16 protein-coding genes and 1 tRNA gene are annotated in these 21,536 nt (G+C 43.9%); 13 read left to right on the forward strand and 4 right to left on the reverse strand.

The genetic code is table 11. The annotated features are described in order from the left end of the window. Positions 1 to 14: 14 nt before the first annotated feature. Entirely contained in the window at positions 15 to 947 is a 933-nt protein-coding gene (dnaI, locus tag C7R93_RS27270) for a primosomal protein DnaI (RefSeq protein WP_106841732.1), read from the forward strand. Here the strand turns inward: dnaI and C7R93_RS27275 are convergent. Further along, positions 924 to 1,565, reverse strand: a complete 642-nt coding sequence (locus tag C7R93_RS27275; protein WP_106841733.1) for a YdcF family protein — start codon at positions 1,563 to 1,565, stop codon at positions 924 to 926. The two genes, dnaI and C7R93_RS27275, sit on opposite strands and share 24 nt — an antisense overlap. 184 nt (positions 1,566 to 1,749) lie before the next feature. Between C7R93_RS27275 and C7R93_RS27280 the strand changes: the two genes are divergently transcribed. The 5 genes from C7R93_RS27280 (at position 1,750) to C7R93_RS27300 (ending at position 9,883) form a co-directional block, all read left to right on the forward strand. Then, positions 1,750 to 4,341: an Ig-like domain-containing protein gene (locus C7R93_RS27280; RefSeq protein ID WP_106841734.1), complete on the forward strand. Its 2,592-nt coding sequence runs from the start codon at positions 1,750 to 1,752 to the stop codon at positions 4,339 to 4,341. A gap of 169 nt (positions 4,342 to 4,510) precedes the next feature. After that, positions 4,511 to 4,586, forward strand: a tRNA-Ala gene (locus C7R93_RS27285). Between the two features lie 765 nt (positions 4,587 to 5,351). Continuing rightward, positions 5,352 to 5,633, forward strand: a complete 282-nt coding sequence (locus C7R93_RS27290) for a hypothetical protein (RefSeq protein ID WP_106841735.1) — start codon at positions 5,352 to 5,354, stop codon at positions 5,631 to 5,633. Between the two features lie 639 nt (positions 5,634 to 6,272). Beyond that, complete coding sequence (locus C7R93_RS27295) at positions 6,273 to 8,486, forward strand: type I restriction-modification system subunit M (RefSeq protein ID WP_106841736.1); 2,214 nt, start codon at positions 6,273 to 6,275, stop codon at positions 8,484 to 8,486. A gap of 53 nt (positions 8,487 to 8,539) precedes the next feature. Next, positions 8,540 to 9,883 carry a restriction endonuclease subunit S gene (locus tag C7R93_RS27300; RefSeq protein ID WP_106841737.1) on the forward strand — a complete coding sequence of 448 codons (1,344 nt, stop codon included), beginning with the start codon at positions 8,540 to 8,542 and terminating at the stop codon, positions 9,881 to 9,883. Between the two features lie 774 nt (positions 9,884 to 10,657). Here the strand turns inward: C7R93_RS27300 and C7R93_RS31185 are convergent. Continuing rightward, a complete protein-coding gene (locus C7R93_RS31185) occupies positions 10,658 to 11,044 on the reverse strand; it encodes a tyrosine-type recombinase/integrase (RefSeq protein ID WP_106841739.1) in 387 nt (128 codons plus the stop codon). 1,264 nt (positions 11,045 to 12,308) lie between these two features. On the opposite strand from C7R93_RS31185, the gene C7R93_RS27315 reads away from it, so the two are divergent. From C7R93_RS27315 to C7R93_RS27325, 3 genes are all read left to right on the forward strand, one after another. Then, positions 12,309 to 13,154: a GIY-YIG nuclease family protein gene (locus tag C7R93_RS27315; protein ID WP_106841740.1), complete on the forward strand. Its 846-nt coding sequence runs from the start codon at positions 12,309 to 12,311 to the stop codon at positions 13,152 to 13,154. Positions 13,155 to 13,646: 492 nt separating this feature from the next. Next, positions 13,647 to 14,135 carry a DUF6022 family protein gene (locus tag C7R93_RS27320; protein ID WP_106841741.1) on the forward strand — a complete coding sequence of 163 codons (489 nt, stop codon included), beginning with the start codon at positions 13,647 to 13,649 and terminating at the stop codon, positions 14,133 to 14,135. A 40-nt stretch (positions 14,136 to 14,175) separates the two neighbouring features. Then, complete coding sequence (locus tag C7R93_RS27325; RefSeq protein WP_106841742.1) at positions 14,176 to 15,069, forward strand: Vgb family protein; 894 nt, start codon at positions 14,176 to 14,178, stop codon at positions 15,067 to 15,069. A 164-nt stretch (positions 15,070 to 15,233) separates the two neighbouring features. Here C7R93_RS27325 and C7R93_RS27330 read toward each other — a convergent pair whose 3' ends face one another. Together C7R93_RS27330 and C7R93_RS27335 are read right to left on the reverse strand one after the other, a co-directional pair. Continuing rightward, positions 15,234 to 15,977: a LytR/AlgR family response regulator transcription factor gene (locus C7R93_RS27330; RefSeq protein WP_106841743.1), complete on the reverse strand. Its 744-nt coding sequence runs from the start codon at positions 15,975 to 15,977 to the stop codon at positions 15,234 to 15,236. After that, complete coding sequence (locus C7R93_RS27335; protein WP_106841744.1) at positions 15,952 to 17,664, reverse strand: LytS/YhcK type 5TM receptor domain-containing protein; 1,713 nt, start codon at positions 17,662 to 17,664, stop codon at positions 15,952 to 15,954. Before C7R93_RS27335 ends, C7R93_RS27330 begins: the two co-directional genes overlap by 26 nt. Positions 17,665 to 17,966: 302 nt before the next feature. On the opposite strand from C7R93_RS27335, the gene C7R93_RS27340 reads away from it, so the two are divergent. From C7R93_RS27340 to C7R93_RS27350, 4 genes are all read left to right on the forward strand, one after another. Further along, positions 17,967 to 19,280, forward strand: coding sequence for an MFS transporter (locus tag C7R93_RS27340; protein WP_106841745.1), 1,314 nt, complete (start codon positions 17,967 to 17,969; stop codon positions 19,278 to 19,280). A 104-nt stretch (positions 19,281 to 19,384) separates the two neighbouring features. Beyond that, on the forward strand, positions 19,385 to 19,540 hold the full coding sequence (locus tag C7R93_RS30825; protein ID WP_244191677.1) for a TetR/AcrR family transcriptional regulator: 156 nt from the start codon (positions 19,385 to 19,387) through the stop codon (positions 19,538 to 19,540). Beyond that, entirely contained in the window at positions 19,474 to 20,283 is an 810-nt protein-coding gene (locus C7R93_RS27345; RefSeq protein ID WP_244191675.1) for a GNAT family N-acetyltransferase, read from the forward strand. Before C7R93_RS30825 ends, C7R93_RS27345 begins: the two co-directional genes overlap by 67 nt. Before the next feature lie 431 nt (positions 20,284 to 20,714). Then, positions 20,715 to 20,927, forward strand: a complete 213-nt coding sequence (locus tag C7R93_RS27350) for a BRO-N domain-containing protein (protein ID WP_106841746.1) — start codon at positions 20,715 to 20,717, stop codon at positions 20,925 to 20,927. Positions 20,928 to 21,536 lie beyond the last annotated feature (609 nt).

The raw sequence follows: 21,536 nt of genomic DNA on the forward strand, positions 1-21,536 counted from the left end.
GAGTGTGAGGGAACGTGGAATCTATCAGTGAGTTCATGCAAGAGCTCGCCAAACGAACACCGCGTCAGTTGCTGACACCGGATCAGCAGTTAGATAAAATGTTCCGTTCGTCCGCGTATTTAAAAGCATTTCAACAAGAGCATCCCGAATTGAGCAGGGACGATTACCTTCGCTCGCTCTCCAACATCTATACGGCAGTCAAGGAGCAGTATTGGTGTGAGCGTTGTCCGGGTCTTGGCGAATGCCCGAATTTGGTCAAGGGGCATAGCACTCATTTGGAGCTGGCTCATCATCATATTATCAGCTCGATTACGCCCTGTTCCAAGCAACTGTCGCACGAGGAAGAGATTCGCCGCCGCCGACTGATGCGCAGCTACTACGTTTCCGAAGAGACCTTGAACGCGAGCTTCGAAGGCTTGGTCATTGATTCCGGGAATCTGGCTACCGTAGATGCCGCGATTCAGTTCTGTGAAAAAGTCGGAACAGGCGAGCGGGTAAAAGGGCTTTATCTGCACGGTCCGTTTGGCGTTGGAAAAAGCTATATCATGGGTGCAATTGGTCGCGAGCTCTCTGAGCGTAACGTCGCTTCCTTGCTGGTTTATGTGCCGGACTTTATCCGGGAGATGAAGGATTCCATCTCGGATCAATCTTACGCGGGGAAGCTGGAGCTGCTGAAAGAAGTACCTGTACTGATCCTCGATGATATCGGTGCGGAGAACCTGACGCCATGGGTGCGGGACGAGATTTTGGGGGTTATATTGAATCAGCGGGCAAACAACCATTTGCCAACGCTGTTTACTTCCAACTACGCATTGACTGAACTGCAAGAGCATTTGTCTATCTCCAATGGAAATCGGATCGAACAAACAAAAGCGGCTCGCATCATGGAGCGAATCCGCCATTTTGTCGATGTGTATGAAATTTTACGCGAGAACCACCGTACCTAGCACTTGATTCCAGAGGCGAGAGAGCTCCCAATGCGTGAGGGCGAGTACTTCTCTCGCCTTATGGTACGGTCCAAACAGGACGTGTGACGTCGTCCCTACAGGAGAGGCGACAATTCCCAGTGAATCGGCCATGACCATTGCCCGGGCCAAATGATAGTCGTGGCTGATGATCAGGGCGTCTTGTATATCATGTTCCTCCAAGACCTGCTGGCCGTACAGCAGGTTTTCGTATGTGCTGGTAGACTTGCTCTCCAGCAAAATGTCCTCTTCGGGAATTCCTTTGGCAACCAAGTAATTTCTGCTCACAGCAGCTTCCGTGATCGTTTTACCTTCACCGAGGCCGCCTGTGACCAACAGCTTTGATACATAGCCTTCTTCATACAAGGTCACTGCCTGCTCGAGACGTTCACGCAGACCAGGACTAGGTCCCTCACCCCAGACAGCTGCACCGAGGACAATGCCGACAGTTGCGTGCCGGGCGTTGGCCCCCGCAATCATCTGTTCAATGCGATACCAGTTGTAGCCTGACCATATCAGACCGAGCAGCACGATAATCTCCAATCCTATCAAAATACCACGCCAGGAAGGACGCTGTACGCTTTTTGTTTGATTTTTCATTCTTTGAAATCTCCCTCATAGTCGCTCTCTTAACTTTAGACGTTTGAAATGGAGTCTAGTTACAAAGTTTGACACATGCCTGACACGAAAAACTAGTAAATTGTTTCTTGCTCTTTGCCGATATAGTAATGGTGGAATGGTTTCGAAGAACAGCAAATTTCATACTTGCGAGGGAGGCTAGTTGATGTTCTGGAAAAAAACGATGCTCTTGTTTCTGGCCGTCCTGCTATTAGTGGGGACTGGAAACGCAGGGGTAGGATTGGCTGCCGATGAAATCAGCCGACTCGTTCTGTCCAAGAACGAGGTAACATTGGAAAATGGAGATTCTACTAAACTGACGGCTACCGCTATTTATGTGAGCGGAAAAACGGAAGACGTCACCGTCAAGACAGAATGGACGACACAGGATGCGAATATCGCATCTGTTTATGCCGGACAGATCACAGCCAAATCGGTAGGGAAATCTACCATTACAGCTACTTACATGGGTAAGCCTGTCGTAGTGGGTGTGACTGTAACCAAAAAGGTAAAGGCACTGACGACAGAAGATCAAACGTTGAACGTACGGATCGGCAACACAGAAAACGTTAAGCTGACAGCTGTATACAGCGATGGGACAACCGAAGACGTAACGACTCAAGCAGACTGGTCCATCGATAATCCTGCGATTGCGACAGTAGTAAACGGGGCAATCAAAGGTCTGAATTCAGGATCAGGTACCGTGACAGCGAAGTTTGGGAGCCAGACGACGACGATCTCTGTCAATGTAGAGATTGCACACAGACTGGAGCCTAGCAAAAACCAAGTGTCACTTTTGCTGAACGGCGAAGAAAAAATCAAGCTCAAGGCCATCTTCCCGGATGGAAGTGTAACGGAAGACGTTGCTGACAAGGCAGAATGGTCTTCAGACAATACAGCTGTAGCCGATGCGCTCAAAGGAAACATCAAGGCTTATGGAGCAGGTACAGCGACGATTACTGCGAAGTACGGAACAAAAACAGCGACGATCAAGGTCGATGTAGATACAACGCAAAAATTGGAGCTCAACAAGCAAAACATTTTCATGAATGTGGGTAAGGAAGAAGACATCGAGCTGAAAGCAACCTATGCCAACGGTGGCGGTTCCACAGTGGTGAACGATAAGGCAGAATGGTCCTCCGATCGCGAGGACGTTGCGTACTACAGCAACGGGAAAATCCATGCGGTGAAGTCCGGTGAAGCGGTTATTACTGCGAAATACGGAAACAAATCCGTTCAGGTACGCGTAGATGTAGAAGTACCTCGTTCCTTGTATATCGTTCCAGCTTTTCTGACGATGAAAAGCGGGGATAAGAAAGACGTAACTGTAAACGCGTCCTTCGCAAACGGTAAAAGTGAAGATGTCACTTCAAAAGTAGAGTGGTCTTCGGACAATGCAGATGTCGTATTTGCAAGTGGCAAGACCGTATCCGCCTACAAGGCTGGAACGGCGAATGTAACTGCTAAGTACGGCGGAAAAACAGCGACACTGGTTGTCGATGTAGATGTACCGCAAAACTTGACCGCAGATATCACGACAGTAGCGATCCCAGTGGGTGGCGCAAAGCAAGTGACGGTAAAGGCTTCGTATCCAGATGGAGGCTCTGCTGAAGATGTCACACAAAAAGTCGTTTGGTCATCCAGTGCACCTAACGTAGCAAGCGTGCGTCAAGGCTTGATCACGGGTGTATCAACAGGTGCAGCAACCGTAACAGCTACATACGGAACACGCACAGTGAATATTTCCGTATCGGTTGGTGTCATGCAGACATTGACGGTAGACAAGAAAAAGATCGTGCTTGGCAATGGCAAGTCCGAAACCGTTAAGCTGACAGCAGCTTACGCAGATGGAACGAACAAGGATGTAACAGATACAGCGACATGGAGCACGGCTTCTGCTGCTGTTGCAGAAGTAATGAACGGAAAGATCACTGCGACAGGAGCAGGGAAAACGACCGTAACGGGTACCTTCGACGGCAAGTCGGTTACGATTGCAGTAGAAGTAGACCAAGCGACCAACCTCTCCGTTGATCCTCGCATGCTGATCTTGAACGTCAATGAATCAAAAGAGATCAAGCTGAACGCAACAGACTCCGCTGGCAGTTCGGACAATGTGACCAACGATGCAGAATGGTCCTCGTCCTCGATTAAGGTAGCGGATGTGGTAAACGGCCGCGTAACAGGTCTCTCAAACGGACGTGCGACGATCACCGCGAAATACGGCGGCAAATCGATCAGCATCCCGGTAGAAGTCGGAATCGTGAGCAAGCTGGAAGCAAACAAGCGCTTTGTATCTACGAAGTCGAACAGCAACGTACAAGTAACCTTGACAGCTACTTTCTCCGATGGCCGCACCATGGATGTGACCAATCTGGCTGATTGGAAGACAAGCAACTACAAGGTAGCTGACGTAACCAAAGGCCTCGTTTCAGGACGTGCCTACGGAAAAACGACGGTTACAGCCAGATACAACGATAAGAGCGTATCTATCCCCGTCGATGTCGATACGCTGAAATACTTGAAGACAGATGTCGTACAGCTCGTGATGAGCAAAGGCGAAGTGAAGAAAGTAAGTGCCATCGCTACGTATGCAGATGGCTCTGAGCAAGATGTCTCCATGCCAGCTCTCTGGACCACTTCTCGTCTGTTGGTAGCCGATGTGAAAGACGGTGTGATCAAGGCGACAGGATCGGGTAAAGCGACGATTTATGTGCAATATGGTGGGAAGAAGACACCGATTGTGGTGACGGTAAGATAGTAGATTGATAGGGAATAAGAGGGAAGCCAACCGGTTGGGATCGGTTGGCTTTTTCTTTGGTTTTTTCAGCAGGGACGGGGATTTATCAGGTTTTTTCGCTTGCAGTGTACGGCGGGCGTATGCTATACTGATTTTACTGAGGCGGTAAACGCTGGAAGTACATACATATGGGGCATTAGCTCAGCTGGGAGAGCGCTACACTGGCAGTGTAGAGGTCAGCGGTTCGATCCCGCTATGCTCCACCATACTTAAAGCATTGATACGACTAGGTCTATCGAACTTTGAGAGGTCACCTGAAAAGGTGGCCTTTTTAATTTTGTGTACCAAAGCAGAGAAAGAACTAAAGGAACGGTGCCCAATATACATGAGTCAGATCGCTCGGTTGGGAGCTGGTCTTGGCTACCGGCAAATATTAGCTACCCAGTACCCACAACTGGCGATGTTATTCCAGGTCAAGTAAACAAAATAGCAATGCGAAGCTTTGTTTTTGAGTTCAAAATAGTACCGCTTCACGAGTCGTACTCGATGAAAAAGGAGCAGAGGAGCTTCCAGAAATAAGGGGGAGGGCAATTAACCAGCCAGCAGATAAAAGGCAAATTGTTCAAACTCCGATGATTGAAGCCAAAAGGATCCAAACGGCGAAAAGTCCTCATCTTATTATCAAATTAAGAAAGGAGAAGATCGATGATAGCCAAGGTCAACAGGATAGAAAGACAAGAAAAAATCCTCCACAGCCTGGAAAGATTCAGTTTCTTGAGTAGATCGCATATTAAGCGACTTCATTGCCTTGGTTGCGACAGGAACGCACAAAGAGTCTTATAGAAGATGAAGGGAAATTTAAACAGCTTTCGAGATGAGCGCTATGACACAGTTAATTATTTGGGCAAATCGGGGAGGGAGATGATCGGCTCCAAAAAAACAAGTTAAAGGAAAGCTGCAGACAACACATACGCTCATGCGTAATGATTTCTTCTTTCACATCGCGTTCCCCTTACTACTGGAAGAATGAGATGAAGGTAACCATTGACGAAAAAGTTATGGTTGCGTCGGATGCGATTTTTATGAAGGACAAAAAGTACCATTTCCTTGAAGTAGATAACACGCAAACGTTGTCTGAGAACAAGTTGAAGATTGAACGTTATAAAGAGTTCATGAAGACGGATCAATTCCAAAGTAGTTTATGTACTTCCCTACACTCCACAGTCGCTGTCAACAAAATCAGAATGAAGCGATTTACAGAAATGTGCGATGGTCTGCCTGTGCAAGACTATTTGATTGATGACAGCAAGTGAAGGAGTTGTTTTAAATGCCGAAAGTTCAAACCATAAAGTTTCGGGATTTTATGGATGGGACGTGGAATAGTCCAACGAAGAAAAAGCATGAGGGAAAAAGCTTACTGATGTTCATGTGAGAGCTGGTTACATGATCCTTTTGGCTTTGGCCCCTGCTTCATTTGCCAGTGCAGCTGGTAACGCTACAGTAGTAGCCTCAAAAATCGTTGTTGGTACAACGTTGAATGTTCTCGCCTAGGCTTTCGAGCCTATTGTACAAATCTTGGTGGCTGTATCCCTACCAGTCAATTCAATCGTTATAATTGGTGAATGTCTCTTCTTTATTTTTGGTAACTCAGACAAAGCTTGGAGCATGATTCAAAATGCGGGTCTGGGGTATATTCTGATTTAGCTATCACCACTATTTATTAAGGTGCTTGAACAAGTTGGCAGAGGCTTGTGAATGAGGTGGTTACTTTGGAAATATTCTTATTCGTTAGGAATTATTTGCAAGTGCCCAGCAACAGCTTAGCAAGTAAGCGATATTTGGAATTTCGTAACAGTAGAGCCCAAAAAACGTTTTTTGTCGTATAATATTACTTAGTTGCAATCTAATTAAACGCCTAGAATGGCAAATATAGCTTGATTGGAGTATTACAAATGCCAAGTGAAAGTCCAATACAAATTATCCGTAATGATAACGGACAAATATGGAGCCATGTGCGTAAAATATGGTTATTTGAAACCCCGGAGGAAAGAGTTCGTCAAGAGTATTTATGTATTTTAGTAAATGAATATGGATACAAAATTGACCAAATCGCAGAAGAAGAGAATCTTACAGGTCGTGGAAGTGCACAGGCCAGAGCCGACCATGTTGTCTGGCGTAGTAAAGAAGATAAACATGCTAAGAATACGCCGTTAATGGTTGTGGAGTATAAATCTGACAATATCAACATATCTGTAATGGATTATATTCAAGGCGAATTATATGCTCGTCTGTGTGAAGCACCTTTCTTCGTAACTCACAATCATCGTGAAACTCGTTATTGGAGGGTGCGAAAGGATAAGGTGCCTGGTTACTTAGAAGAAATTGAGTCCATACCTCATGCAAATGCAAGTGAAAAAGATATTGCGGCTATACTCGAACGCTTAAAAGTATTTCGTGAGGATGAATTTGCGGATCTCCTTCACAGATGTCATAACATTATACGGAATCGCGAGAAAAAAGATCCTGCTGCTGCATTTGATGAAATTGCAAAAATTTTGTTTATTAAGACAGGTGTTGAAAGACGACTAAAACAAGGTAAGCAACGAAAGAACTTATTTACAACTGAGCTTTTAGAAGAGCAAAGAACACTTCACGATGACCCGATTAATGTGTTGTTCCAACAAACAAAGTCAGAATATCGTGCTGATAAGATATTTCAAATAGATGAAAAGGTGAATCTTAAACATGATACCGCGTCGGCGATTGTGAAGGAACTCGAGCGTTATAATCTTTCAGATACATCTGAAGATATTAAAGGGATAGCATTTGAACGTTTCCTTGGACGTACCTTCCGAGGTGAAATAGGTCAATTCTTTACACCAAGACCGGTTGTGGAGTTCATTGTTAAAATGTTAGAACCAAGGGAAGGTCAAGTCGTTTGTGATCCGGCTTCTGGATCTGGCGGATTTCTTATACGATTCTTTGAAATAGTGCGCCAACAAATTTATGCAGATATTGACCGTCAGTATGAAGAATTTAAAAATACTACAGATTCGCGTATTGATTTGGATGATGCAACAAAAGCATCCTTGCTTCGTGATAAATATGAAGAACTACAACGTGAATTGGATCAAAATTTAGAAGGCTCTCGCATGTGGAAATTAGCTAATCGGAGTATTTACGGTACTGATGCAAACGATCGAATGGCTCGGACTAGCAAGATGAACATGATAATGCACGGGGATGGTCACGGGGGTGTCCATCATCACGATGGATTTTTAAATATAAATGGAATTTTTGAGGGTCGCTTCGACGTTATTTTCACTAATCCGCCTTTTGGCTCTAACGTAGAGCCGACCGATCGAATTAGAGAAGAAGATGTCGATATCCCATGGGATATTGAGCGCTTATATGAGCAACGTTACGGCGAAGATTATAAACAATCTCGAGCGAAACTAAAGGCAAGTATTGGGAAACCGATTGCAGACTTGTTCGAGTTGTCAAAAAAGGATAAAGGAAAATTAAGTAAAGTTAAAACCGAAATCCTCTTCATTGAACGGTGCTTGGATTTATTGAAGCCAGGTGGACAATTGGGTATCGTATTACCAGAAGGCATATTTAATAATCCTTCACTTGCCTATGTTAGGGAGTTCGTTGAAGATCGGGCTAAATTATTAGCAGTGATCAGTCTACCAGCGGAAACATTCTTGTCCAGTGGTGCAAGTGTGAAGTGCTCATTACTCTTTTTGCAAAAATTCACTTCTGAAGAAAATGAAAAGTTTAACAAGATATTGAGCCAGGCGAAAGAAGAAATAAAAGTTAAATATCAACTAGTTTTGGAAGAAAAGAAAAAACGAGTATATGATGAAATCGCCACGGCCAAAGCTAATAAGGATTCTGAAAGACAGAAAAGCTTAAAACGTGAATTTCTTGCTTATGAAAAACGCATTAATGTACTAAAATCACAGGAAACCCGTCAATTGCTTAAGCAACGCTTTGATTATCCAGTATTCTTATATGATGCTGAAAAAGTTGGCCTAACAGCTACAGGCGAAATCGATGATAATGAACTGTATCCAAATGAACATGTCCCAACCGATGTGGAAAAGACGGCTTTGGAATTATACGAGCAATTCCGAATCGATCCAAAGCCTTTTTTCGTCTAAGCCCCTACTCTGTATCAATTGGTAGTGGGGGCACTGCGGCCTGGTTTAGTAATTTGGCACGCTGGGATCATAAAACTGCAATTGCCGCATCCTTTCGTGAGCAGCATCCGGACTTCGTTCCATTTGGTGAATTTGTGGAAGAGTGTACGGAGATAGTTCGACCATTTGAGGAACCTGAAAAAGAATGGCCGGTTTATGGTGTAAACAACCAGAGTGGGGTTTTCTTTAGTCATTGGCAGCGAGGAGAACAATTTAACTCGTCATATAAACGTATTAAAAAAGACTGGTTTTTCCATAACCCAACCAGGGTTAACGTTGGTTCAATTGGGCGCGTTCCAGAAGTGGAATCTGAAGCTTTGACAAGTCCCGAGTATCAAGTTTGGCGTCTAAAGGATAATGAATGGTTCCCCGAGTTTGTTGAAATTCTAATTAAAATGCCATTTTTCAATGAATTAGTGCAAGTACATCGAGTAGGAGCAGTAAAGCAACGATTATATGCACAGAATATGATGGACATACCAGTACCACCTTGTACTCGTTCTCAACAAGAAAAGATTGTTGCCCGCTGGCAGTCATTAAATGCTGAAGCTGATTTAGCTCAATATGAAGCGGAGACAATAGAGAATAATGCACTACGCTGGTTTTTGAAAGAATCAGGGATCGTTATTGCTGATCTTAATTCAAGGCCACGCACTTTTGCGATGTCTTTTAATGATTTAGGTAGATGGGGAGTTGCTTTTAACCGTCAGAAATGGTCGTTAAGTACATTGTTAACAAGTTCTCTTTTTCCAATTCGCCCACTTTCAGAGGTTGCGGAAGTTAATCCTGGATTATCATTATCTTCACTCAGTAATGATGCGGAGGTCACTTTTGTACCAATGGAAGCTGTCTCGGATTATTCAGGAGAAATTGTGACTCCTAGTGTTAAGACGTATGGGGAAGTTTCTCAAGGTTACACTAAGTTTCAAAATGAGGATATCTTGTGGGCTAAAATTACACCATGTATGCAAAATGGGAAAAGTGCAGTAGCGAGCTCACTCATTAATGGGGTAGGTTTTGGTTCTACAGAATTTCATGTAGTTCGAATAAAAGCTACATTTGAATTGTTACCAGAATATGTGTGGTTGATACTAAGATTGCCAGAAGTCCGTAAAGCTGCAACACGATATTTTATTGGTTCCGCTGGGCAACAACGAGTACCAGCAGATTTCCTGGAGGAATTACCAATACCCATCTTACCAAAAGAGATACAAGTCAAACTTCTTTCAAAAATTGCTAGCGCCCGTGAGACAGCAGCTAGGAAACGTCAAATTGCTAAAGAGCTACGTGAAACTGCTAAGGATGAAATAAACGCAACTTTATTAGGTATTTCATCTACCAGTACAAAGGAAGAATAACAAGTAGTACAAAGGGACTTCGAATGAGGTCTCTTTGTTTTTCTTCTTTTTAAATCTGATTAGTGTCGAAAGCACTGTTGCACCTTGACAGGGGGGAGGTCATCAGTTCGCAGATTTGTTTAGTTTAATATGATGCAATGGTTAGAAAAGTATTTTCTCCAACTTCTCTGTAGCCTTGTGTTGCATTATGTGGTAACACATGGGTATAAGGGTCAAGGGTAAGTGTTACACTGACGAGCCCTTTCAGCCACAATCTCAAGATTTTCTCCTGCCGCCAAAAAAAGAGTTTCACAAGAGTATCGCAAATCGTAAAGTCGGAAACTTTCGGGTAATCCAGCTTTCTTTAGGAGCGGCTTAAAGTATCGGTTAACAATGTTTCGCTCATTAAGAGGTTGACCGTTATTAGCTGCGAAGATGAAACCTAAATTATTATAATCTGCTTCCTTGAGTTGCTTTTTCGTTTGCTCAATTTTATGTGTTGGAGGATGTGAAGAGCAGTCTTAGGAATTGGTAAAACTCTCGACTTCTGGAAGTTTTGGGTTCCTCCAGCGACCATCCCTTTCCATTTCTAACGAGAGTTCGTTGAATTTGTAAATTAAATCAACGAGGTAAGTCCACTTCAGACCTAATGCCTCACCAGGGCGAAGTCCAGTGGTTAGCAAAAGTATGAATAGACAATTCCATTTATCAAAAACTGCAGCGTCTAAGAATTGTTTTGCTTCTTCAGCAGTAAACGCTCTATTCTTAGGTACTCTGATGAAAATCTTCTTGGTATCATTTTCCATCCTGATCTTGCCTAAGAGCGGATAAGAGCACAGCATAAACTCGTTTGATGGTCCTGGCAAAAAATCCGTTTTTTTGTAGCACTGAGTAAAGCGTTTGTATATCAAGAGGAGATAACTTACTAATACCTTTCTGACCAAGGTGTGGTTGAACGTATAGCCTCAATGTTTCAACGTAACTTGAATATGTTCTTTCCCGTAACTTTTCCTTCGCCGAAACCTCTAGCCAATAACTTAAGTATTGGTTAACCGTCATCTTGCTTGGCTCAACCAAAGACCTAAGGTCCTTTTCTCGAAAAAACACTATTGAGATAATTTTGCGGATCTTTCTTTGTCCCATGAATGATTTTGTTGTAATACTTACGTTTGCTAGATTCATCTCTTCCTAAGAATAATTGCACTAACCAAGTGTTGGTACCCCGTTAATAGTTTTTTCATGAGCTTCATTCCTTTCATCTAACGTTCGTATAACTTCTGATAACATTGTACAACGGAAAAAAATCCGCAATAGGACAATAGAAATTCACTGATTGCAGAAAAAAACCATAAAGCAAAATTGCGCTTTAAGGTAATTGGTTAATGCCCCTAATTTCTATTCAAGACGCTTTTTATGTGGTCTACCACGCTTTCCTTTAATTGTGGAGAATTTAGAGTGTTCCTTAGTTCTTGGCCTTCCAGCGTTCTTCTTTGGAAGTCAATTATTCTTGCCAGGGTTGTTTGCTTCGCGCCGGATAATGCGGTCAGCATCATCTAAGTTAATATAGTATTGCTCTGCTATTATTTGTTGTTGCGTCACTTGGTCTTTAATACCCTAGTTCAAGATATAGTAATGTTTTTGCATGAAGTCAGTATCTTCTTTTTGAAAACGGATGAAAACCGCCTTCTTGGTATACCAGTTCTTGGAAGGCATCAGAAATTCTTTTGTCTTTTGAAATCAGGGTGAGGAACTATAGATGTCCGCGGTTATGTAACTTGAATTGTATATCCACAATTATATTGGCAATTTTCCTTATACTTAATTCCCTATCTCCAACATACACAAGGATCTGGTCTTCGGGGACAAGGTCATCTCGATGCCAGAGATAAAAGAATGCAGACAGTATCTAAAATCCAATCGACAAACAAATTATACTTTTTTGACCACTCTTTTAATTCGTTTGCTAAATTTTAAAATATCAAAGGCTACATTGCTGATAAACGATCCACATATATGAATGGCATGGGATTAATATCCTTATCACGGTGTTGGTAAGCAGCAACGAAATTATATAGACCGAAAATTATGGACTTAATATTTGATTCAGGAAGAAAAAACTTCTTCCAGTGAAAACGATCTCACTTGGATGACATAGTTTACTAGGTATACCTTTAGGACGGTTCCGGAAGCTAAATGGTAATGTCACATTTTTTCGGCCTGGCACATCTTGCATCGTATCTCTCCATTTGCTAGTCATCATCTTACTTTAATTAAAACTGATAAGCCACAAGTAAAACAAGACGGCATGACTGAATTGCAGATTTAAGTTTTGCTGTTAATAAGTTACACTTATATTAATTGGAATTTAGTTGCAGGATAAAACTTCATTATATCATTAACAGTTGTAATGCAATCTTTAGCCATTAGGTAGCCAAAGGTGGATAATATGGACAGGATAAACACAGCAAAAACCATTCAAATTTTTCTTCCAGACGGATCTCCACGTAGTATTCGAATTGCAGAATTTACCAGTAGGGTGATGAAGATTATTTCCTTTCCGAGGAATAAAATGGATGTAGTTGGTAATAGACCAGAAGTGAATGATGTGGGTGTGTATTTTCTCTTTGGAGAATCTGAAGTTTCTGGACGCCCCTTGGTTTATGTAGGTGAGGCAGAAGACTGTTATCATAGGATAAAGCAACATAACAAAGCAAAAGACTTTTGGAATACTTGTGCAATAGTTACTTCCAAGACCAACTCCTTGACGAAATCACACATTAAATTCCTTGAATGGTTTTGCTACACCCAGGCAAAAGAGATTGGACGGTATGAGCTAGAAAATTCGACGATTCCAACAAAATCATATATTACGGAATCAATGGAAGCGGACTTATTAGATGATTTTGAGTCAATCAAAATACTGTTGGCTACACTTGGTTTTCCAGTCTTTGAAGACATTACTCGGGTTAAACAGAAAGAGCTATTGTTCTGTAAAGGAAAAGACGCATTAGCTACTGGAGAATATACCGATGAAGGGTTTGTGGTATTCAAAGGTTCAACCGCAAATTTCAACGAATCTTCATCGGCAAGTGGTGCTTCAAAAAGCCTTAGAAAAAGGTTATTGGATGCTGGAGTGTTAGTGCAAAAAGGTAATGTGTATGTATTTGACCAAGATCATATTTTCAGTTCGCCTAGCTCAGCAGCCGATGTAGTTTTAGCGAGAAGTTCTAATGGATGGATAGAATGGAAACGGGATGATGGGAAGACGTTGCACCAGTTAATAAGAGAGTAACATCCTGTTTTTTGTGTGCTACTTGTGTGCCAACTGATTAAAACTCACTCAAATGCAAAAAACTCATAATAAGTATTGAACTTTAGAAAGCTAATTGTATCAACGCTTACAGCAACTTAGGACATCTCATCAAAACTAACAAAAAATCGTACTAGACTCACTGGCAGTGTAGAGGTCAGCGGTTCGATCCCGCTATGCTCCACCATAAGAACTACCGTAAGACGCTTGGATATTCAAGCGTCTTTTTTATGTGAATTTTGCGAACGGAATTTTGGCTGTGGACACAAGAAGGTAACCGTGTAAGTAAACAATATGTTCAAACATCGCATAGTCATTCTCAGGGGATTTCAGCACATCATTCTTAAACATTAAAAAGCCTATAAGGTATTCTGGAGATATTCGCTGTTTTCCTCATCATTTTTTTGCTTAACCTTCTAATTTGCTTGCATGTTATACAATAAAAGGGAATTAAGAAAAGGGAGGCGAATGAAGATGAGTAAACAATTGCCAGCTTTCCAGATGGACATGAAAATCGAAGAAATCGGTGCGGAAGGCAACCGATTTCTTGCTTCGGAATGGAGGGTCTTGTACGAGTCGATGCATGAACAATTGACGGCTGCTTTTCTTGAAATCGAGGATGCAGCTTACGGTCTTTTTTTGGATCAACTGATGCCTGCCGTGTTTGAAAGGCTGGAAGACGCTGGATTCGTCGTATCGGAGGCTCTCAGGGAGGATGATTTTGTCATCGGCAAAAACTTGATTTTTCGAAACTCCCTTGAAAAATGGGGCACGGAAGACAACAGATCTCGCGTATTTTGGAACGTTATCCGTAATAAGGAAGGTCAACCGATTGGAACTTTATTGACAGATATTCCCCACTCTCATTTGAAGTTTGATATCCCCTCCGCACCAGTCTTGTATACGTTAAGGGAGAGCGTCAAGGAGCAGATCGTCCAAGGGATTCGGCAACTCAAGGAGTGAGAAGCGGCAACACTGATTCTTTTATGGGAGGGAAACATTCTTGAAGATCAACATACAAGAGTATGCGCTATCTAAGCAAGATTCAGGACCATACGGAATAACAGCCGGAAAAGACGGCGCCTTGTGGTTTACAGAACAGAAGGGAAATCGAATCGGACGAATCACAGACACTGGCGAAATTAAATCATTTCTTCTTCCGACACCGGGGGCGGGAGTGATGTCTATCATTTCAGATCGGAACGGCGACTTATGGTTTACGGAATATAACGCCAATAAAATCGGGAAAATGACGTCGATCGGCCACATTACTGAATTTGAACTCCCATCGGCGGAATCGGCACCTTTTGGCATAGTGGAAGGCCCTGATGGTGCCATTTGGTTTACAGAAATGAAAAGCGGCAAGATTGGAAGAATAACAAAATCAGGGGAGATCACCGAATTTGAATTGTCTAATCTCCAGTCGTTCCCCTCTTTTATCACTCCAGGTTCGGACGGGGCATTATGGTTTACACAGAATCTGAGCAATACGATTGGGAGAATCACTATCGAAGGTGAAATGACCGAATATCCAATACCCACACCTAACTCTGGGCCGGTTGGCATAACGAGCGGACCCGACGGAGCATTATGGTTTGTTCAAATAATGGGCAATAAAATCGGGCGAATTACGTCCTCGGGCGAGATCAGCGAATTTGATATCCCGACGCCGAACGCTCGTCCTCATGCCATCACGTCCGGGACGATGGGGGATCTTTGGTTCACGGAATGGGGCGGAAACCAAATCGGACGAATTACAACCGAAGGAACTATAATTGAGTATGCGATACCAACAAAGAATGCTGAGCCACATGGAATCGCAGTATGTCCCAAGGGCGATGTTTGGTTTGCTGAAGAGTGTAATCAAATTGGACGCTTATCAATCATTACGGAATAAGAGGATCAACTGAGATTCATTTATACCGCTATGCCCCGCCATACAAGTAACTACAGAAACGGCAGAGATGCCGTTTTTTCTTTTTGTAATATGCCGCGCTTCTCAGAAAAAACGGAACGAAAAGATACTCTCTCCCCGCTCCATTCATTCTTCTTTCCCCAAACTCACAGATTCATCAAACCGCGAAACGCTTTTATCTTCCCTCTGCTTACAGGAATATCCGTCTGACTATCGTCGTTCATCTTGATCAAGTACGTGTTGTTAAACCACGGAATGATTTCTTTAATATGCTTTACGTTTAAAATATAATTTCGATGGCTTCTAAAGAAAGAGCGAGACCGGTTCAAAATCTCCTCCAGCTCGTTTAAGGACAAGTCGCACTTGTCGATACTCTCTTTTGTCGCAACATATAAATCTTTCTCCCGTACAAACGCAAAGTAAATCTGCCCTACAGGGATCGGGATGATCTTGTTGGTCTTCCGGATACAGACATGCTCTTCCAGCGGGGGAACCGTCGCCGTGCGGTCGTTCGTGGCTGACCTGTTCCTTAGTGTCCTCACTTTTTGAATCACATCGTCCAATTTCGATTCCATGATCGGTTTGGTCAAATACCCCACAGCCAGCGTGGAAAAAGCCTCCAGAGCGTGTTCATGATAGGCAGTCGAAAAAACGATCATTGGGGGATTGGACATCTGACTCAATGTTTTGGCAAATTCAAGCCCATTCATCCCAGGCATTTGAATATCAAGCATAAGCAAATCAGGCTCGGAATTGAGAATATGGGGCAATGCTTCCAGCGGATTGGTATAGATTGCGTCCACCTGGATATCAATATATTTTTTCAGCAAATATTCCAATTCGGAACAAATGGCTGGCTCGTCATCAATGATGATCGTCTTCAGTAGCATCTGGATGCACATCCTTTTCATATTCGGATAGCGGAGCGACAAAGGATACGACGGTTCCCAAACCAGGCTTGCTTTGAATCGTGAGGCCATATTTTTTGCCATAAATGGATCGAAGTCGTGAATGGACATTGACAAGGCCGATCCCTTTCGATTGGCTGTTCCAGATATCGGCCAAACGCTCTTCACTGATTCCAACTCCATTGTCTTCAATGCTGATCTTCACTTCATGGTCGTACGGTTCCACTCGAATCGTGAGTAGACAATCGCTAATTTTTGGAAAAAGTCCATGGTGAATGGCATTTTCCACGATCGGCTGCAAAGTCAGGACAGGCAATTTGCGCTCCAGCAGAGATTCGTCGATCTCCATGTTCACCTTTAATCGGTTGCTAAATCTGACCTTCTCGATTTCCAAATACGACTTGATTCCGTCTAGTTCTTCCTGCAAACTGTGATGATTTCCCTTGCTTTTCAAATTGCGCCTGAAGATGTCACTTAAATGACCGATCAAGTTTCTCGCCTGATCAGGGTCTGTACGACAATAGGACATAATCGTCCCCAAGGTGTTGAACAGGAAATGCGGGTTGATTTGTGCTTGCAGGGCGCTCACTTCGGCCTGCTTTCGCATTTTCGCTTGATGCTCGATCTCCGCCAGTTCGATTTGGACCGACAGCAGTTTAGCCAGGCCGTCCACTAACTTCTCGTTGGTCTGGGACGTCTTGGAGGAAGAGTTTTTATAGTAAAATTGCAACGTCCCGATTTTCTGGTTTTGATGATACAACGATGCGGCGCTGATCGATTTTAGGCGAGGCGGACGCGGAAGAGCAAAATCTTTGTCGCACCATACCCCTGTAGGGTGGGTCAAAACAGCCTCCGCTACTTGTGCGCACAGCGTTTCTTTCTGCAAATGTTTCTCCAGTTCATGGCCTTTTACACTGAGCAGCTTCTCGCGGTCGGTAATAGCGACTGCATCCACTCTGGCCATTTCACGGATCATTTCAGCGGTTTTTTTCGCAGAATGTTCATTTAGTCCCGTCCGCAGATGAGGCAACGTCTGGCTTGCTATCGACAAGGCCAGGTCTGCCCCCAATGCGCCGGACTGGTCTTGCATCATTTTGAGATTTTGGAAAACGCGTGTGAAGAGCAGCAGTCCTGCAATGGTCATAATGGTAGTCGGGATCGCGATTTTTACTTCCAATTCGAGTGCCGCAGAAAAAGGCTTGGCCATGAGAAGCACCAAAACTTTTTGAATGAGCTCGGCTGCAACGCCAATCAGTACGATATGCTGCCATTTCAGTCGCAGCATATTCATTTTCGTACTGACGATCCCGGCCAAGTAGCCGTTCATGACGGTCGAGATGGCACAGGCGAATGCGGTAAATCCCCCTAGCGAATAGCGATGAATACCTCCGATAAGGCCGGCAAAAAAACCGACGACAGGCCCCCCGATCAACCCGCCCGCGACGGCACCGACAATGCGCGTATTGGCAAGTGCATCATCGACCCGTAGCCCGTTCTCCGTTCCGATTATCGACAGGAACCCGAACAGAGTAGAGAGGATCACGATCCGCATCCAATTATTTTTCCCGTACACGATGTTCCGAAAGTAATCCAGTTGGCCGATGATAAGGGCGATGACTGCGATTACAGAAATGTTTTCAAGTAGTCCCAGAAGCATAGTGATTGTCATAACAGTCGCCTCCCTATGGAAAAGGGTAGCCCGATCCAGTCGAAAAATCAATGTAACTCAACTGGGTTTTTCGGCAGTTCAGATGCCGTTTTTGCATATTCGGAAGTATTCAATAGATTCTATCAAAACAAATAACTTAGAATAAAAACAGTTCTTCGAGAATCCATCCGGGTAAATATGTAACCCCTTTCAAAGCAAACAATGCCCCCATCATTCTTGAGAAAAGGTATTGTTTCAATTGAAAGCGGTTAAACTATCCCAATTGTAAATGGATTCGGGTCAATCATAAGGAGGGGGCAGCAATGACGTCATCAAGTGATCGTGCAGATACGCGGCGCATCACAAGCAACATCTTTAAAGGTTCACTGGGGAATCTGATTGAATGGTACGACTGGTATGTATATGCAGCTTTTGCAGTGTACTTCTCGTCTCAATTTTTTCCAAAAGGCGACGCTACCAGCCAGTTGCTGAATACTGCAGCTGTTTTTGCTATCGGATTTTTAATGAGACCGATCGGGAGCTTGCTTCTGGGCCGATACGCTGACCGTCATGGACGCCGTGCCGCGTTGACGCTGTCTGTTACCATCATGGCAGGTGGTTCTCTGGTGATTGCAGTAACACCAAACTATGAAACCATCGGCGTGTTTGCGCCTATTATTCTCGTTCTTGCCCGCCTGCTCCAAGGTCTTTCGCTTGGCGGGGAATACGGAACATCTGCAACGTACCTGTCCGAGATGGCTGCGAGTGGTCGCCGAGGGTTCTATTCTAGCTTCCAGTACGTCACGCTGATCAGTGGACAATTGTTGGCATTGGGTGTGCAAATTATTCTGCAGCAAATACTTCCGGAAGAAGCCATGATGGCTTGGGGCTGGCGAATTCCTTTCATCATCGGAGCATTTGGAGCAGTAGCCGTGTTGTGGCTGCGCCGCAGTATGGATGAATCGGAGCAGTATACCAAAATGGAGTCGAAAAACAAGGAGAAGGCGGGTACGCTGCGGGAGCTGATGAAGCATCCGAAGGCGGTGCTGGCAGTCGTCGGCCTTACGCTCGGGGGAACTATCGCCTTTAACACCTATACGACCTATTTGCAAAAATTCATGGTGATTACGGTAGGAATGCCGAAAGAAGTAGTCAGCTGGATTAACTTTACCGCATTGCTCGTATTCGTCATCTTGCAGCCGCTTGCCGGTATGCTGTCCGACCGAATTGGACGGCGCCCGTTACTGATTGGTTTCGGTGTGCTTGGAACGTTGTGGACCGTACCGATGTTTTTGCTCCTGGAACAAACCACTAGCCCATATGTCGCTTTCTTGCTGATGCTGTCCGGTCTTATCATTGTTACCGGCTATACGTCCATCAACGCGATCGTGAAAGCCGAGATGTTTCCTACCGCCATTCGCGCTCTGGGCGTAGGCTTTCCATATGGGGTGACCGTCGCGATCTTTGGAGGAACAGCGGAGTTCATCGCGCTATGGTTCAAAAGCATCGGGAACGAGTCTCTCTTCTATTACTATGTAGCAGCTTGTATTGCCATAAGCCTCCTCGTTTACTGGCGCATGGACGAGTCTTCGAAAAACTCTAAGATCGAAGCTGAGCTGAACACTGCAAAGGACTAGATTGAAGAATAGAGGGGCAATGAAAAACGGCAGAGATGCCGTTTTTTTGCATGTACCGAACTGTAAAAGATTGTATTTCAAAACAGAAAATACAATCGGCAGCCATGCAGCTATTCGTTCAAAAAGGATTCGGGTCTACGAATGTCCAGGACATTGCGGATACGGCTAGCATCAGGATTACGCGCTTGCAGGATTGCAGAAAAACATCGATTTTTTCGAGTCGGAGATTTCACCCAAACAAGCGATGGATCAGTTTGTGAAAGAAATTCACAACGACATGACGACAGGCGAAGAGTTTGCGAATTTGCTGATACTGATGGCGCAATCGTTTCTAGCGGGGGGAGGAACGAGCGTCAAGCAAAGCGAGGTAGCTCGCCTTAGCGACAAGTTGTTTCACACTACAGCCCAGCTTATTAAAAGAGGGCAGGAGCTTGGCGAATTCTGTTCGGGGGACCCGGATGAAATGGCCGTCTTTTTCTATTCAACACTCCATGGCCTAGCTATGATGAAAATGATGCGAAAAACAACTTCACGATGCCTTCACCCTCTATCTTATGTAGCGGTAACGGATGATCGCAAAGTTGCTGGTATTGCTGCATGCACGGATGGCACTGTCTCTTCGGTAAAGCTCAATCAAAAAGAGCTACGAAAGCACCTGGGACTCTATAAAGGCACCCTCGCCGGACTCTTTTTGAAAAAAGAATTTGAAGCTCCCCTGGAAGATCCTTCTCCCGTGAAATGCACCATAGATTTCGTCGGAACGGCTCCAGAATTCAGAGGGCAGGGAGCTGCGATGGTGATTCCCCGTCATATTATGGAAAATACCCCGTATGAACAATTCCCCATCGAAGAGGTAGCGGATACGAATATTCCCGCTATGAAGCTATATCAGAAATTAGGGTTCCAAGAATACGATCGGAAGCCTGTCCCTTTAAAGAGAGCTGAAAAAATCGGAATCAATCATTTTATATCGTTAAGATACGAAAAATCGCTCAAGGGATAGTTGATCCTCTGAGCGATTTTTCTGTTTTACACGCCAATCTCGTACGTCGGTGAAAGGGACCTGCATGTTTTCAATAGCGCAATTGATCAATACAAGCATTATTTCAACTTACCCAAATCCAACCATCATACAGTTACTACATAGCTATTTCGATGACGGGTTACAGAAGGATATGTTGGCTTGGGTAATGCGATATGTATTAGAAAAAGGCAAGGCTTGGGATTACGCAAAAGGTTGTTCCTATTCGAGATACCAAAGTAAGAGTAGATAGTCTCCCGGCATCTGTTCAGTGGCAAATAGAGCAAGAAAGGGCAGGGGCTTTCCAGTCACGGGAATCACCGTGCTTGTTACGGTATGACCCGAAACTGATGGGAATGCTGGATCGCATGAGAAGTTCAAGGACAACGGGAAGTTAGGGGGAGGAATATACAATGCAGGCACTTCAAAACGATTTTAACTATCAAGATAAACAGATTCGAGTAGTGGTAAAGGATGGAGAACCTTGGTTTGTGGCCCGTGACGTTTGCGCTGTCCTTGAGATTGTAAACAGCAGAGACGCAGTTGCTCGACTTGACGAGGATGAGAAGGGTGTAGTTTCAACCGACACACAAATCAGGTCGTTCGCCAAGCAGATACGGCACTGATTTGAGAGCTAGAAGGAGAGAGACAGTCAGACACTCAGAGGTAAGAGAGTGTATGACCAGAACAATGAATCAAGAGGAACGCGCTTGGATTGACTCGCTACCTAAACCTCGACCAAAAGAGCGGATCATTGGCATGAATGTTACAACTGATAAGACTATGAAGAGAAAGGGTCATCCAGGATAAGCGCGGCCATGGGTGCCAAACAGCTCATGACGATAAAGCCTTACATGCAATCAGGGAAAACAAAAGCAACATCTTCAGGAACAAGTTTCAACTTATCTGACGGCTGCTCGATAGCAAACGGTATCTCCATAGATTGTAATGTGTCTTTCAAGTAATCAACTTCGGACCAAGACACCGAATAGTAAAACGACTTTTCCACGTGACCAACTCCTCTGTGGACATTATGCCACGAGGAGACTGGAATAAAAAAGATGGGTACAAATTCTCAATTATGTTAAATCACACATTACTTTTCCCAAAGTACGTAAAAACACTCCATATTCCAATAGCTAAAAAAAGGATACCGAGTAAACCGTAATCCAGGCTAGTTATCATTAAATAAAGACCATTCAAGCAGATTACAATTGAAACTATTTTATGCAAAG

This window comes from Brevibacillus fortis (assembly GCF_003013395.1).
Classification (GTDB): Bacteria; Bacillota; Bacilli; order Brevibacillales; family Brevibacillaceae; genus Brevibacillus; species Brevibacillus fortis.

What these genes read in the sequence shown, in the direction of transcription:
- C7R93_RS27335 (WP_106841744.1), bottom strand. Translation starts at nt 17,664, where the DNA reads ATGACAATCACTATGCTTCTGGGACTACTTGAAAACATTTCTGTAATC.
- C7R93_RS31185 (WP_106841739.1), bottom strand. Translation starts at nt 11,044, where the DNA reads ATGAATCTAGCAAACGTAAGTATTACAACAAAATCATTCATGGGACAA.
- C7R93_RS27320 (WP_106841741.1), top strand. Translation starts at nt 13,647, where the DNA reads ATGAGTAAACAATTGCCAGCTTTCCAGATGGACATGAAAATCGAAGAA.
- C7R93_RS27295 (WP_106841736.1), top strand. Translation starts at nt 6,273, where the DNA reads ATGCCAAGTGAAAGTCCAATACAAATTATCCGTAATGATAACGGACAA.
- C7R93_RS27280 (WP_106841734.1), top strand. Translation starts at nt 1,750, where the DNA reads ATGTTCTGGAAAAAAACGATGCTCTTGTTTCTGGCCGTCCTGCTATTA.
- C7R93_RS27290 (WP_106841735.1), top strand. Translation starts at nt 5,352, where the DNA reads ATGAAGGTAACCATTGACGAAAAAGTTATGGTTGCGTCGGATGCGATT.
- C7R93_RS27340 (WP_106841745.1), top strand. Translation starts at nt 17,967, where the DNA reads ATGACGTCATCAAGTGATCGTGCAGATACGCGGCGCATCACAAGCAAC.
- C7R93_RS30825 (WP_244191677.1), top strand. Translation starts at nt 19,385, where the DNA reads ATGCAGCTATTCGTTCAAAAAGGATTCGGGTCTACGAATGTCCAGGAC.
- C7R93_RS27315 (WP_106841740.1), top strand. Translation starts at nt 12,309, where the DNA reads ATGGACAGGATAAACACAGCAAAAACCATTCAAATTTTTCTTCCAGAC.
- C7R93_RS27275 (WP_106841733.1), bottom strand. Translation starts at nt 1,565, where the DNA reads ATGAAAAATCAAACAAAAAGCGTACAGCGTCCTTCCTGGCGTGGTATT.
- C7R93_RS27330 (WP_106841743.1), bottom strand. Translation starts at nt 15,977, where the DNA reads ATGCTACTGAAGACGATCATCATTGATGACGAGCCAGCCATTTGTTCC.
- C7R93_RS27350 (WP_106841746.1), top strand. Translation starts at nt 20,715, where the DNA reads ATGCAGGCACTTCAAAACGATTTTAACTATCAAGATAAACAGATTCGA.